The sequence below is a fragment of the Sphingomonas sp. GW821-FHT10F11 genome, assembly GCF_058809095.1.
Genome location: NZ_JBXASH010000003.1, coordinates 36910 through 50320 on the forward strand (window position 1 = coordinate 36910; position 13411 = coordinate 50320).

Consider the following 13411-nt stretch of genomic DNA (forward strand, 5'->3'; position numbering starts at 1 on the left):
GATGCGGTGTTGAAGGTGCTGGTCGCGGAAGATGACGGCGAGACGCGCGATTATATCGAGCGCGGCCTGCGCGAACTCGGCCATGCGGTGACCACCGCGGCCGATGGCCGCGACGCGATGTTCCTCGCGACCGGCGAGCCGTTCGACGCGATCATCCTCGATCGCATGCTGCCGGTGCTCGACGGCATGACGATCCTGCGCTCGATCCGCTCGGCCGGCATTGCCACTCCGGTGCTGATGCTGACCGCGCTGGCGCGGGTCGAGGATCGGGTCGAGGGGCTCGAGGCCGGCGCCGACGACTATCTGGTCAAGCCCTTCGCCTTCACCGAGCTGACCGCGCGATTGAACGCCCTGTCGCGGCGCCCCGCGGCGGTCGCGACCGAGACGGTGCTGCGGGCGGGCGATGTCGAGATGGATCTGCTCAAGCGCGAAGTGCGCCGCGGCGGGCAGCGCATCGACGTCCAGGCGCGGGAGTTCGCCCTGCTCGAGCAGTTGATGCGCAATGCCGGACGCGTGGTGACCCGGACCATGCTGCTCGAGCGTGTGTGGAATTTTCACTTCGACCCCAAGACCAACATCGTCGAGACTCATATCAGCCGCCTGCGCTCGAAGCTGAACGCGGGGAGCGACCGCGACCGCATCCAGACGGTGCGGGGCGCCGGCTACATGTTCGATGCCGATGCCTAAGCTGCCCTCCTCGACCGCCTTCCGGTTCGCGGCCTTCTATAGCCTCGCCTTCACGGTGCTGATCCTGGCGCTGGGTACGGCCATGTACTGGGCGATCCGCAACGAGCTGCGCTACGAGCTGGAGCAGCGCGTGGTGACCGAGCGCGGCGCCATCCTGCGCGAGGCGAGCGACCTCGGCGCCGGCGGGCTCAAGACGATCATCGCCGACCGCGCGGCCACGAAACACAGCGACATGCGCTATGCCCTGCTCGATGCCTCGGGCCGGCTGCGCGCCGGATGGAGGGTGACCGCGATCCCCGCGCCCGGCTGGTCCAACATGCTGTTCGTCAAGCACAGCGGCAAGCTGGACGACACCCGTGCCTTCACCTCGCGCACCGCTGACAAGGGCACGCTGATCGTCGGTGCCGATCCCGAAGCGATCGAGGAGCTTGACGGTCGGATCATCCCGCTGTTCGCGGTCGCCTTCAGCCTGATCACGGCGATCGGGGTGATCGGCGCCTTCCTGCTGAGCGGTGCGCTCGGCCGGCGGCTCGGGGCGATCAATCGTACGGCCGACGCGATCATCGGCGGCGACCTCACGCAGCGCATGCCGCTTTCCGGCACGGGCGACGAGTTCGACCGGCTGTCCGAGACGCTCAACCAGATGCTCGACCGGATCGCCGGGCTGCTCGACAACCTCCGCCAGGTTTCGGGCGATATCGCGCACGACCTGCGCACTCCGCTGGCGCGGTTGCGGCAGCGGCTCGATCTCGCGCTGGCCGGCAATGCCGATGCGCCCGCGCTGCGTACCGCGATGCAGCAGGCGATCGAGCAGAGCGAAGACATGCTCGAGCTGTTCGCCGCGATCCTCAGCATCTCCGAGGTCGAGGCCGGCGGCGCGGTGGTGCGCATGGCGCCGCTCGACCTGAGCGGGTTGATGAATGATCTCGCCGATTCCTATCAGCTGTCGGCGGAAGATGCCGGCCGGCCCTTTTCGCGCGGCATCGCGCCGGGCATCGCGATCGAGGCCAATCGCGAGTTGATCGCGCAACTGGTCGTGAACCTGCTCGACAACGCCCTGCGCCACACGCCGCCTGGCACCGCGATCGGCATCGCGCTGTCCGCCGACGAAGACGCCGTGCATCTGGCGGTGAGCGATCACGGCCCAGGCATCCCCGAAGCGGATCGCGAGCGCGTGTTCGCCCGCTTCGCGCGGCTGGAAAGCAGCCGCACCACCCCCGGCCACGGCCTGGGTCTCAGCCTCGTGGCGGCGATCGCCAGGGCGCATGGCGGCACCGTCCGCCTCGACGACCATCATCCCGGAGCGACATTCATGGTGATCCTGCCGCGGAGGCCGCGATGAAGCGTGCCCCGCTTGCCCTGTTGCTGGCGGGCAGCCTGCTCTCTGGTTGCCAGACCTATCAGTCCGCGCCGCTTTCCGCGCCGTCCGATGTGCTCGCGCCGCCAGATGCAGCGATCCTGTCGGCCGATGCCGCGAAGATCGGCCGGCCCTTCCTGACGCCGCAGCCGATCGACCTGTCGCAGCCGCTGACGCCCAATGCGCTGGCGGTGATCGCGGTGCTGGAGAATCCCGATCTCAAGGCGCAGCGGGCCAAATCGGGGGTTACCGATGCGCAAGCCTTTGCCGCGCGGCTGCTGCCCGATCCGAGCTTCCAGGCGAATTTCGACAAGATCCTGTCGGGCCCGGACATATTCAATGCGTTCGGTGGGCAGCTCGGCCTCGATATCGGCCAGCTCCGTACCGCGCGCGTCACACGGGAAGCAGGCGAGGCGAGCAAGCGCCAGGTGCGGCTCGATCTCGCCTGGGCCGAATGGCAGATAGCGGGGCAGGCGCGGCTGCAGGGCGTGCGGGTCCTCGCGCTGACCGACCAGCTCGCCATCGCCCGAACCAGTGCCGCCGCGGCGGAGAAGCTGTTCCAGGCGACCCAGCGTGCCGCCGGCCGCGGCGATATCGCGGCGAGCGAGCTCGACAGTCGCCGCCAGGCATTGCTCGATGTGACCGACAAGCTGCGCGTCGCCGAGCGCGATCTCGCCGCGGCCAAAGGTGATCTCAACAAGATGCTCGGCCTGCCGCCCGAGACCGAATTACGGCTCGCCGCGACGCCCGATCCCGTCGTGCCGCCCGACAGCGCCACGCTCGTCGCCCAGGCGATCGAGCGCCGTCTCGATCTCCAGGCATTGCGCGCCGGCTATGGCGTGGCCGAGGCCGATCTGCACAAGGCAGTGCTCGATCAGTTCCCCAACCTCTCGCTGACCGTGGCGGGCGCCCGCGACACCGCCGACAATTACACGATCGGCCCGGCGGTGGGCTTCACCCTGCCGCTATGGAACCGCAATCGCGGCGGCATCGCTATCGCCCGGGCGACCCGCGAGCAGCTCCATGCCGAATATGACGCGCGGTTGTTCCAGACCCGCGCCGAGATCGACGCGGCGAATGGCGCGCTCGCCACCGTGCGCCGCCAAAAGGCCGAGCTGATCGCGCAGATGCCCGCGCTGGAGCGCTTCGCCACTAGCACCGAGCGTGCCGCGAAACGCGGCGATCTCGCACCCGCCACCGCCGATACCGCCGCGCAGGCCCTGCGCGATCGGCGTCTCACCCTCCGCCAGCTCGACCAGCAGATCGCCGAGCAGACCATCGCGCTCGAATTGCTCTCGGGCGGCCCCGCCGAAGGATGGACCCAATGAAGTTCTGCGCCCCGCTCATCCCCCTGATCCTGCTCGCCGGGTGCGGCGGGGGTGCCGCGCCCGAGGCAGCCGCGCCCGAAGCCGTCGCGCAGGTCCGCACCGGCACCGCCGAAGCCGGCGCGTCGAGCGACGATGTGGCCGTCTACGGCGCGACCGAGGCCGGCCCCGGTGGCGAACAGTCGGTCGTGGCGCCCGCCGAGGCGATCATCGCCTCGATCGTCGCGCCGACCGGAACGGCGGTTGGCGCCGGACAGACCATCGCGCTGCTGCGGCCCAGCCCGACCACCCGGCTCGACATCGCCAAGGCGGGCAGCGATGCCGCAGCGGCGCAGGCCGCCTATGCCCGCGCGCTGCGGCTGCGCGCCGACGGCCTGATCAGCGATGCCGATGTAGAGACCGCCCGTGCCGCCGCCGCGACCGCCAATGCGGCGCGCGCCAATCTCGGCATCAAGGGCGGCGCGCTTGCCTTGCGCGCACCGATCGCCGGCACCGTGCGCAACCTCACCGCCAAACCGGGCGACCAGCTCGCGGCCGGCGCAACGCTTGCGACGGTCGCCGCGCAGGGCGACCTGCGCGCGCGCTTCGGTGTCGATCCGGTGCTCGCCCAGCGCGTCCATCCCGGCCAGCCGATCAGCATCGACACGATCAACGGCACTGCGCCCGCCAGGGTGGCGGTGGTGGGCGTCGATCCGCAGATCGATCCGACCACCCGGCTCGCCTCGGTCTATGTCCGCATTCCCGCCGCGCTCCATCTCGGCGCGGGCGAGCCGCTCCGCGCGACGCTTCAGGTCGGCGCGAGCGGCACAGGCATCACCATCCCCTATGCGGCGCTGCTCGACGACGGCGGCCGCAGCTATGTCTTTGTCGTGAAGAACGGCGTGGCGAAGAGCCGCGACGTCTCGCCCGGCAATTCGGCGGGCGATCGCATCCAGATCCTGAAGGGGCTCCAGCCCGGCGAGAAGGTCGTCACCGAGGGCGGCACCGCGCTCGAGGACGGCATGAAGGTCGCTGAACAGGGCGGGGCGGCGAAGTGAAGGAGCTTCTGCAACGCCATCGCCGATCGATCTGGCTCAGCGTCTTCCTGATCACCTTGGCTGGCCTGGTCGCGGCGACGCGGCTGCCCGTCACCCTGTTCCCGCATATCGATTATCCGCGCGTCGTCGTCTCGATCGACGCAGGCGAGCGCGATGCGGCGCAGATGGCGGCCGACATCACCCGCCCGGCCGAGATCGCGCTGCGCGAAATTCCCGGCGTCACCCAGATCCGATCGACCACCAGCCGCGGCTCGGCCGAGGTCGCGATCAGCTTCGACTGGGGTGACGACATGGTCGCCGCCACGCTCGCCACCCAGGGCGCGCTCGCGACGATCGCGCCCGATCTGCCACCGGGCACGCGCTTCAGCGTGCGCCGCTCGGATCCGACGATCTTCCCGGTACTCGGCATCTCGCTGACGTCGACCAAGCGTGACGGCGTTGCGCTGGAACAGCTCGCCCAGCTCAAGCTGCGGCCATTGCTTTCGACCGTGCCCGGCGTGGCCGGCGTCGATGTGCTCGGCGGCTCGACGCCCGAGATCGAGGTCGAGGTCGACCCGGCCCGGCTCCAGACGCTCGGCCTGACCATCACGGACGTCACCACCGCGCTTGGCAGCGCGAACAGCGTCGCCGCGGTCGGCAAGATCGAGGACCGCCACCGGCTGTACCTCGCTCTGGTCGAGGACCGGCTGGTGAACGAAGCCGATATCGCCGCGATCCCGGTCAAGGCCGGCACCGCGCCCGGCGCCGGCGTCGCGACGCTCGGCCAGATCGCGACGATCCGCCGCGCGCCCGCCCCAGCCTGGACCAAGGTCACCTCGAACGGCACCGACGCGGTGCTGGTCAATATCCGCCAGACGCCCACCGCCGACGCCGTGAAGCTGGTGCAACAGGTCGACGAGCGGCTGAAGGGCGCGTCACTGCCCGCCGATGTGAAGGTCAGCGTCTTCTACGACCAGTCGGAGCTGGTGACGGGCGCGGCCAATGCGGTGCGCGATGCGATCCTGCTCGGCGCGGTGCTGGCCGGCGTGGTGCTGTTCCTCTTCCTGCGCAGCTGGCGGCTGATGGTCATCACCGCCGCATTGCTGCCGGCGGTGCTCGCGGCGACCTGCCTCGCGCTCTACGCGCTGCACATGAGCTTCAACATGATGACGCTCGGCGGCATGGCCGCGGCGGTCGGCCTGGTGGTCGATGACGCAGTCGTGATGCTCGAGCATCTCATGCGCCGTTTGCAGGAAGCCGAAGGGGAGGCGGATCGCCCCTCGATGCTGGCGGCGGCGCGCGAAATGGCGAAACCCCTGTTCGGATCGACCATGGCGACGATCGTCGTGTTCCTGCCGCTCGCCTTCATCTCGGGCGTCACCGGGGGCTTCTTCAAGGCGCTGGCGGTGACGATGACCGCGGCTTTGGTCGTGTCGCTGCTCTACGCCCGGTTCGTGCTGCCGATCATCGCCGATCGCTGGCTCACCGAAAAGGATGCCGAGGCAGCCGAAAAGGCGGATCGCTTCACCGGCGCGCTCGGCGGCCGGTACGAGAAGGTCGCGACCCGCGCCTTTGCCCGCCCCGGCCTGTTCACCGGCATCGGCGTCGCGGCGCTGATCGTGATCGGCGCCTTCGCCTGGACTCACCTGCAATCGGGCTTCATGCCGGTGATGGACGAGGGCGGCTTCGTGCTCGACTACAAGGCAAAGTCGGGCGCGGCCCTGTCCGATACCGACCGGCTGCTGCGCCAGCTCGAAAAGATCATCCGCGAAACGCCCGAAGTCACCGGCTATTCCAGGCGGACCGGCGTCCAGCTCGGCGGCGGCCTGACCGAGGCCGATGAGGGCGATTTCTTCATCCGCCTGAAATCCGGTTCGCGCCGTCCGATCGACGAGGTGATGACCGAGATCCGCGACAAGGCGCAGGCCACCGTGCCCGGGCTCGAGATCGAGACGGTGCAGCTGATGGAGGATCTGATCGGCGATCTCACCGCCGTGCCCCAGCCGATCGAGGTCAAGCTGTTCGGCGACGATCAGGCGCAGCTCGCGGACGCGGCCGGGAAGGTCGCCGAGACGATCGGCAAGATCGGCGGCGTGGTCGAGGTGCAGGACGGTCTGCGCGTCGCGGGCGATGCGATCATCATCAAGGTCGATCGCGCCGCCGCGGCTCTGGCCGGGCTCGATCCGGATGCGGTGGCAAAGCAGGTCGAGACTCAGATCGGCGGCACGGTCGCGACTCAGATCCTGTCGGGCGAGCAGGTCATCGACGTGCGCGTCCGTCTGCCGCAGGAATTGCGCCAGCGCGCCGATGCGCTGAACGCGCTCACGGTGCGCGCGGCTGACGGGCGGGCGGTGGCACTCCGCGCCATCGCGCAGGTCAGCATCGCCGCCGGCCAGCGCCAGATCACCCGTGAGGATCTTGCGCCCTTCATCCCCGTCACCGCGCGGCTCGAGGGCAAGGATCTCGGATCGGGCATCAAGGAAGTGCAGGCGGCGGTCGCCGGGCTTCATCTGCCCTCGACCATCCGGGTCGATTATGGCGGGCTCTACGCCCAGCAGAAACAGTCGTTCAGCGATCTGACGACGGTGTTCGTCGCAGCACTTCTGCTCTCCGCATTGCTGCTGACCCTGCTCTACGAGCAATGGGCCTTCACCGCGGCGGTGATCGCGACCGTGCTGCTGTCGACCGCGGCGGTGTTCTTCGGCCTGTGGCTGACCGGGACCGAGCTCGACATCTCGGCGCTGATGGGGCTGACCATGGTGGTCGGCATGATCACCGAGCTGGCGATCTTCTATCTGGCCGAACTGGTGCCCGACGCGCCGGTCGACGCGGCGAGCCTGCTCGAAGCGGGCAAGGCGCGGCTTCGCCCGATCGTGATGTCGGCGCTGATCGCGATCCTGACCTTGTTGCCGCTGGCACTCGGCATCGGCCGGGGATCGGGCCTGCAGAAGCCGCTGGCGACCGCGATCATCTTCGGCCTGGCGATCGGCGCCCCCCTGGTCCTGACGATCCTGCCAAGCCTGGTGCTGGTGCTGACGAAGCGCCGGCGGGCAGCCGGCGGCCCCGCGGAGTCGTGACAACCGCCTCCTGAATCGCCACAGCGCATAACCGGCCTTGTGACCCTGGAGGAGATGCAGCATGGACCGATTCACCGGCGGATGCCTGTGCGGCGACGTCCGGATCGAGGCGTCGGGGCTCCCCTACCGGGTCGGGCTTTGCCACTGTCTCGACTGCCGCAAACATCACGGCGCCCTGTTCCACGCGTCCGCGATCTTCCCCGAGGATGCGGTGACGATCACGGGCGAGACACGCGACTATGCCGGGCGGTTCTTCTGCCCCCGCTGCGGCTCGTCCGTGTTCGGCCGCAGCGACGACGAGATCGAAGTGAATCTGGGCTCCCTGGATGCGCCCGACCAGCTGATGCCGACCTACGAACTCTGGACTATCCGCCGCGAGGCCTGGTTGCCGCCGTTCCCGCTCGCGCGGCGATATGGCCATGATCGAGGCGCTGGGCGCTTCGAGGAATAGGGCCGTTATCAGTCGAAGTGGATCGCTGGCCAACGACTCAATTGCAGACGTCAGCTATCGGATGCATGCTCCTCGGATGAGACGCTAACGCATTAGTGGAGCTATGCTGTGCGCACGGGGCGAAGTCGGCTTGGCGGGGGCAGGTCGCGACGTCAGCCGCAATGCCGAATTGCGATGCTGGGTGCGCTCGGATTTTTGGCGGGATGCCAGCAGGATAATTCGGCTACCACGCCCACCAATACGCGTGCCAGCGCCAGTGCTGCTTCTGCAGCGGCCTCCAACGGCAGCGATCCGCAGGTATATTGCAGCCATTGCGACGACCCGCCCCCGCCGACGCGGGAGGAATCCGTGCTGCCCGAATACAGGAAGTGTGGCGTTTCCGAACGTGATTCGTACGAAGCAGGGTCGCTGGGATTCATGGCAGCTCTTCCTGCCGACCGGGGCGCGGCGTTGCGCGTCGCGACTTGCCTTCTAAAGATGCCTGGTTCCGGCGCTACGCACTTGATAAGTGGTCACGCATACCGTCTTAGCTTACGGGATCCTCGCGGAGCAATATTGTTGCTGATGGCAGCAATCGATCAGGGCATGGCCGAGGCGCCGGGACCGAGCGCCAAATGCCCGCTTGCGTCCATCCCAGCGATCGATGCGGTTCGTATGCTCGACGCCCTGCGCGAGGACGGATTGGCACTTTTACCCGCCGAACGCAGCAAGCTGGCCAATGCCAAGGCCTTGGCCTGCCTGTAGCCGGGCTTATCGGTGGTTTACGCCTTCCGCTTTCTACCACCTCCGGTCGTTCCCACCGCCTTCCACGCCCTTGCCAGCCGCCCTTCATGCGGGCAGCATCCGGCCATTCCGGGCGCTTTGAGGAGCGGGCAATGTCGAACGAAGTCGGTCCTGTCCTGAACCGGAACGCGGTGGTGGAACTGCGGGTGCAGATCTCGCCCGCCGGCCTGTTGTCGATCGCCGCCATCGTCCTCGCAGGGGCGGTGGTCACCGGGGTCGCGATCCGGGAAGCGCGGCGGCCAGTGCTGCCGCGCCTGAAGCGGGGCAGCGATCCCGACGACAATTGAGGGCGCGGGCCTCAAACCGAACCGCGGATTCCAAATTGGTATTGGGCTCGCGGTTTTCGGAGATGAGCCCAAGCGTTTACTGCGTCTCGGAGAGCATCGACGTACGGGGGAATGAATGCTTGGAATTGCCGCATTCGTCTTCATTTTTGCCTATGGCAGGATGTCCAAATCCTTCTCCTTGCGTTCAGTCGCGATCCTCGCGGTGATCGCCCTTTCGCTTACCTATGTTTCGGCGCTGCTGTTCCATGCCCCGCCCGACATGAGATTGCTGGTCGCCGCGGGCGCGCAATTCGTCTTTCAGCTGATCCTGTTCGCGCTCGGGGTGCTTTTCGGTAAATGGCTGGATCGCGACAAGGACGCTGCCTGACCAGGATTCGATGCGCGGCCTTCCTCTCCAGTGGGAGTTTTGACTGCAGACAGGTCAATCATGCCCCCGGCATGATTGAGAAATGCCCGGGGGGCATTTCGACCTGTCTGCAGTCAAAACTGATACGGAGACTTGAGAGCGTAGCGATCTAGTCGGAGTTGGAGAGGGGCTAGGCAGCAAGCTGCCAAGCTTCACTATCCTCTCCCACTGGAGAGGAACGATTGTATCGCCGCCCGGTGAGACAGTCGCGGTGCCATAGCCAACACCCACCTCAGATCGGCAGCCGCGTCGTCGCCTTCACCTCTTCCAGCACCGCATAGGTCCGCGTCTCGCGCACGCCCGGAATGCTGGTCAATATCTCCCCCAGGAACCGGCGATAGGCCGCCATGTCCGCCACGCGCACCTTGAGCAGATAGTCGAACCCGCCCGCGACCATATGGCATTCCAGCACTTCGGGAATGTCGCCGACCTGCGCCGCGAAGGCGGTGAACACATCGTCGGTGGTCCGGTCGAGCACGACCTCGACGAAGATCAGCAGCGCCTGCCCCAGCTTCGCCGGGTCGAGCAGCGCGGTATAGCCCGCGATCACGCCGCTCGCCCTGAGCCGTTTGACCCGGTCGAAACAGGCCGCCGGCGACAGGCCGGCGCGGCTCGCCAGCTCCTGGTTGGTGATCCGCCCGTCCTCCTGCAAAATGCGCAGGATTCGCAGGTCGACGGCATCAGCCGAAGATTCCATGGCGCGGGTGCTCATTCGTAAAACTTCTTCGGCATCGGCACCAATATAACGAAGCACGTTCAGGCTGGAAAGCAGTATGACGAAGATGTCCACCCATCTTCGCCCCCCGCCAAGGATACCGCCCCGATGCCACGCTCGCCCTGGGACATGATCGACGACGCCAAATATCGCGACGAGGCGGAGACCATCGCTGAGTTGCTGGCACGCCAGCCGCTGTCCTTCCCCGAGCGCAAGGCCGTCGTGGCCGAGGCGATCGCGCTGGTGGAATCGGCGCGCTCCGCGGCGAAGAAGCAGGGCGTGGTCGAGGATTTCCTCCAGCAATTCTCGCTCGGCACGCGTGAGGGCCTCGCGCTGATGTGCCTCGCCGAAGCGCTGCTGCGCGTGCCCGATGCCGAAACCCGCGACCGGCTGATCGCGGAGAAGATCGGGTCGGCCGACTGGGCAAGCCATGTCGGCAAGTCCGACAGCCTGTTCGTCAACGCCTCGACCTGGGGCCTGCTCCTCACCGGCAAGCTGGTCGAGGCGGACGAGACCGCGAAGAAGGATATCGGCGGCTATATCAAGCGCATCGCCGCGCGCATCGGCGAGCCGGTGATCCGCCAGGCGGTCGCCGCTGCCGTGCGCATCATGGGCGAGCAGTTCGTGCTCGGCCGCACCATCGAGGCGGCGCTCGCGCGGGCGAAGAAGGAAGACACGCTCTGCTCGTTCGACATGCTCGGCGAGGGCGCCCGGACCGAAGTCGACGCCGCGCGCTTCGAACAGATCTATGCCGAGGCGATCGAGACCGTCGGCAAGGCCGCGGCCGGTGCCGGGCCGGAGCTTGGCCACGGCGTGTCGGTCAAGCTCTCCGCGCTCCACCCGCGCTACGAAGCCTTGCAGGAAGCGCGTGTCTGGGACGAGCTGTATCCGCGCGTGAAGCGCCTCGCGCTGATCGCCGCGCGCCACGACCTGAACTTCGCGATCGATGCCGAGGAGGCCGATCGCCTGGTGATCTCATTGAAGCTGGTCGACCGGCTGGTGCGCGAACCCGAGCTCGGCGACTGGCAGGGCCTCGGCGTCGTGGTCCAGGCCTATCAGAAGCGCGCGCCGCTGGTCATCGCCGCGCTCGCCGAGCTGGCGAAGGACAGCGGCCGCCGGATCATGATCCGCCTGGTCAAGGGCGCCTATTGGGACAGCGAGATCAAGCGCGCCCAGGTCGCCGGCCGGCCCGATTATCCCGTCTACACCACCAAGGCCGCGACCGATCTCAGCTATCTGGTCTGCGCCAAGGCGCTGATCGACGCCTCGCCCGCGCTCTATCCGCAATTCGCCTCGCACAACGCCCACACCCTCGCGGCGGTGCGCCACATGGCCGATGCGGCCGGCGTGCGCATCGAGCATCAGCGGCTGCACGGCATGGGCGAGGCGCTCTATGCCGGCGCTGACCAGCGTTATGGCGGCATCATCCTGCGCGCCTATGCCCCGGTCGGCGGGCATGAGGAGCTGCTGCCCTATCTCGTCCGCCGCCTGCTCGAAAACGGCGCGAACACCAGCTTCGTCCATGCCCTGCTCGACGAGGAAATCCCTGCCGCCGAGGTCGTCCGCGATCCGATCGCGATCGTCGAGGCGCACCCCCGGGCGCATGCCAAGATCCCGGTACCGTCGCGGCTCTACGGCGCTGCCCGGCGCAATTCGCAGGGCCGCGACTTCTCGCTGCTGGCCGCGCGCGACACGGCGGGCAAGGCGCTCGCCATGGTGCGCGCCGAGAAGCTCAGCGCCGGCCCGATCATCGGCGGCAAGCTGGTCAAGCGTCCCGTCGAACCCGTCACCAACCCTGCGGACCGCAGCATGACGATCGGCCAGGTCGGCAGCGCGACCCCGGCCGATATCGATGCGGCGATCAAGCTCGCGCGCAAAGCGCAGCCGCGCTGGAACGCGCTGACCGGCACCGGCCGCGCTATCGTGCTGCGGGCCATGGCCGATGCGCTGGAGGCGGAGGAAGACCGGCTGATCGCCCTGCTCTCGCTCGAGGCGGGCAAGACGCTCAACGACGGCGTCGCCGAGGTACGCGAAGCCGTCGATTTCTGCCGCTATTACGCGATGCTCGCGGAACGCCAGTTCGGCGCAGCCGTCATCCTCGACGGCCCGGTCGGCGAGACCAACAGCCTCGAACTGCACGGCCGCGGCGTGTTCGCCTGCATCTCGCCGTGGAATTTCCCGCTGGCGATCTTCACCGGCCAGATCGCGGCTGCACTCGCCGCGGGCAACGCCGTGCTGGCCAAGCCCGCCGAACAGACCCCGCTGATCGCGGCCGAGGCCGTGCGCCTCTATCACAAGGCCGGGCTCGATCCCGCCTTGCTCGCGCTGGTGCCGGGCGACGGTGCCGTGGTCGGCGCGGCACTGGTCGCGCATCCGGGTATCGACGGCGTCGCCTTCACCGGCGGCACCGACACCGCCGGCGCGATCAACCGCACGCTCGCCGCGCGCCCCGGCCCGATCGTCCCGTTCATTGCCGAGACCGGCGGCCTCAACGGCATGTTCGTCGATTCGACCGCGCTCCGCGAGCAGGTCGTGGACGACGTCATCCTCTCCGCCTTCGGCTCGGCCGGGCAGCGCTGCTCGGCGCTGCGCCTGCTCTATCTGCCCGTCGATACCGCCGAGGAGACGATCGCCACCCTGATCGGCGCGCTGGAGGCGCAGGTCCTCGCCAACCCGAGCGATCCCGCGACCGATATCGGCCCGGTGATCGACGAGGAAGCGCGCACCGCACTCGACAAGCATGTCGTCCGGCTGGAAAAGGAAGCCCGCATCCTCGCCCGTCTCGATCCGGGCGCGTTGGGCAGAAGCGGCAGCTTTTTCGGCCCGGTCATCGCCGAGGTGCCGACCCCCGATTTCCTCGAACGCGAGGTGTTCGGCCCGATCCTCCACATCTATCGCTATGATCCGAACGATCTCGAAGCCGTCGCGGGCAAGCTGGCGGCACGCGGCTATGGCCTCACGCTCGGCGTCCACAGCCGGATCGACCGCTTCGCCGAGGAAGTCCGCGAGGCAGTGCCCGCCGGCAATGTCTATGTGAACCGCTCGATCATCGGCGCGGTGGTCGGCGTCCAGCCGTTCGGCGGAGAGGGCCTGTCGGGCACCGGCCCCAAGGCCGGCGGCCCGCACGCGCTGCTGCGCTATGCGCTGGAACGGGCGGTCTCGGTCAATATCACCGCCCAGGGCGGCGACCCCGCACTGCTCAACCTCTGATTTTCGGACCCGGACTCAACGGACCTTGACCGCCGTCGACGCGTTACGGATAGACGGGCGCTGAGCGCCCGATGGCGCGTAACGGCAAAGAGGGAAT

The 13411-nt window shown here is 68.1% G+C and carries 12 protein-coding genes; 10 read left to right on the plus strand and 2 right to left on the minus strand.

Annotated elements, in window-relative coordinates; all coding sequences use genetic code 11:
- Positions 1 to 9 precede the first annotated feature (9 nt).
- The 6 genes from AC1RT8_RS10700 (at position 10) to AC1RT8_RS10725 (ending at position 7913) form a co-directional block, all read left to right on the plus strand.
- The gene (locus tag AC1RT8_RS10700) at positions 10 to 687 is read left to right on the plus strand and encodes a response regulator transcription factor (protein ID WP_493076122.1); all 678 of its coding nucleotides are present in this window, start codon (positions 10 to 12) and stop codon (positions 685 to 687) included.
- A complete protein-coding gene (locus AC1RT8_RS10705) occupies positions 680 to 2029 on the plus strand; it encodes a HAMP domain-containing sensor histidine kinase (protein ID WP_493075626.1) in 1350 nt (449 codons plus the stop codon). Before AC1RT8_RS10700 ends, AC1RT8_RS10705 begins: the two co-directional genes overlap by 8 nt.
- Positions 2026 to 3372, plus strand: a complete 1347-nt coding sequence (locus tag AC1RT8_RS10710; RefSeq protein ID WP_493075627.1) for a TolC family protein — start codon at positions 2026 to 2028, stop codon at positions 3370 to 3372. The genes AC1RT8_RS10705 and AC1RT8_RS10710 overlap by 4 nt, the downstream gene beginning before the upstream one ends.
- Entirely contained in the window at positions 3369 to 4406 is a 1038-nt protein-coding gene (locus tag AC1RT8_RS10715) for an efflux RND transporter periplasmic adaptor subunit (RefSeq protein WP_493075628.1), read from the plus strand. Before AC1RT8_RS10710 ends, AC1RT8_RS10715 begins: the two co-directional genes overlap by 4 nt.
- A complete protein-coding gene (locus AC1RT8_RS10720) occupies positions 4403 to 7462 on the plus strand; it encodes an efflux RND transporter permease subunit (RefSeq protein ID WP_493075629.1) in 3060 nt (1019 codons plus the stop codon). The genes AC1RT8_RS10715 and AC1RT8_RS10720 overlap by 4 nt, the downstream gene beginning before the upstream one ends.
- A 61-nt stretch (positions 7463 to 7523) precedes the next feature.
- Positions 7524 to 7913, plus strand: a complete 390-nt coding sequence (locus tag AC1RT8_RS10725; protein ID WP_493075630.1) for a GFA family protein — start codon at positions 7524 to 7526, stop codon at positions 7911 to 7913.
- 152 nt (positions 7914 to 8065) lie between these two features.
- Here AC1RT8_RS10725 and AC1RT8_RS10730 read toward each other — a convergent pair whose 3' ends face one another.
- Entirely contained in the window at positions 8066 to 8332 is a 267-nt protein-coding gene (locus AC1RT8_RS10730; protein WP_493075631.1) for a hypothetical protein, read from the minus strand.
- A gap of 139 nt (positions 8333 to 8471) precedes the next feature.
- Here AC1RT8_RS10730 and AC1RT8_RS10735 point away from each other — a divergent pair, with 139 nt between their 5' ends.
- From AC1RT8_RS10735 to AC1RT8_RS10745, 3 genes are all read left to right on the plus strand, one after another.
- Positions 8472 to 8657 (plus strand): hypothetical protein, encoded by a 186-nt coding sequence (locus AC1RT8_RS10735; protein ID WP_372856698.1) that lies wholly within the window; start codon positions 8472 to 8474, stop codon positions 8655 to 8657.
- Positions 8658 to 8788: 131 nt separating this feature from the next.
- Positions 8789 to 8983: a hypothetical protein gene (locus AC1RT8_RS10740; RefSeq protein ID WP_493075632.1), complete on the plus strand. Its 195-nt coding sequence runs from the start codon at positions 8789 to 8791 to the stop codon at positions 8981 to 8983.
- 160 nt (positions 8984 to 9143) lie between these two features.
- Positions 9144 to 9350 carry a hypothetical protein gene (locus AC1RT8_RS10745; RefSeq protein ID WP_493075633.1) on the plus strand — a complete coding sequence of 69 codons (207 nt, stop codon included), beginning with the start codon at positions 9144 to 9146 and terminating at the stop codon, positions 9348 to 9350.
- A gap of 271 nt (positions 9351 to 9621) precedes the next feature.
- Here the strand turns inward: AC1RT8_RS10745 and AC1RT8_RS10750 are convergent, their stop codons facing one another.
- Entirely contained in the window at positions 9622 to 10086 is a 465-nt protein-coding gene (locus AC1RT8_RS10750) for an Lrp/AsnC ligand binding domain-containing protein (protein ID WP_493075634.1), read from the minus strand.
- Between the two features lie 126 nt (positions 10087 to 10212).
- Here AC1RT8_RS10750 and putA point away from each other — a divergent pair, with 126 nt between their 5' ends.
- A complete protein-coding gene (putA, locus tag AC1RT8_RS10755; RefSeq protein ID WP_493075635.1) occupies positions 10213 to 13314 on the plus strand; it encodes a bifunctional proline dehydrogenase/L-glutamate gamma-semialdehyde dehydrogenase PutA in 3102 nt (1033 codons plus the stop codon).
- Positions 13315 to 13411 lie beyond the last annotated feature (97 nt).

Coding starts and splice junctions, on each gene's coding strand:
- AC1RT8_RS10705 (WP_493075626.1), top strand. CDS start 680: ATGCCTAAGCTGCCCTCCTCGACCGCCTTCCGGTTCGCGGCCTTCTAT.
- AC1RT8_RS10710 (WP_493075627.1), top strand. CDS start 2,026: ATGAAGCGTGCCCCGCTTGCCCTGTTGCTGGCGGGCAGCCTGCTCTCT.
- AC1RT8_RS10715 (WP_493075628.1), top strand. CDS start 3,369: ATGAAGTTCTGCGCCCCGCTCATCCCCCTGATCCTGCTCGCCGGGTGC.
- AC1RT8_RS10725 (WP_493075630.1), top strand. CDS start 7,524: ATGGACCGATTCACCGGCGGATGCCTGTGCGGCGACGTCCGGATCGAG.
- AC1RT8_RS10730 (WP_493075631.1), bottom strand. CDS start 8,332: ATGAATCCCAGCGACCCTGCTTCGTACGAATCACGTTCGGAAACGCCA.
- AC1RT8_RS10740 (WP_493075632.1), top strand. CDS start 8,789: ATGTCGAACGAAGTCGGTCCTGTCCTGAACCGGAACGCGGTGGTGGAA.
- AC1RT8_RS10745 (WP_493075633.1), top strand. CDS start 9,144: ATGTCCAAATCCTTCTCCTTGCGTTCAGTCGCGATCCTCGCGGTGATC.
- AC1RT8_RS10750 (WP_493075634.1), bottom strand. CDS start 10,086: ATGGAATCTTCGGCTGATGCCGTCGACCTGCGAATCCTGCGCATTTTG.
- putA (WP_493075635.1), top strand. CDS start 10,213: ATGCCACGCTCGCCCTGGGACATGATCGACGACGCCAAATATCGCGAC.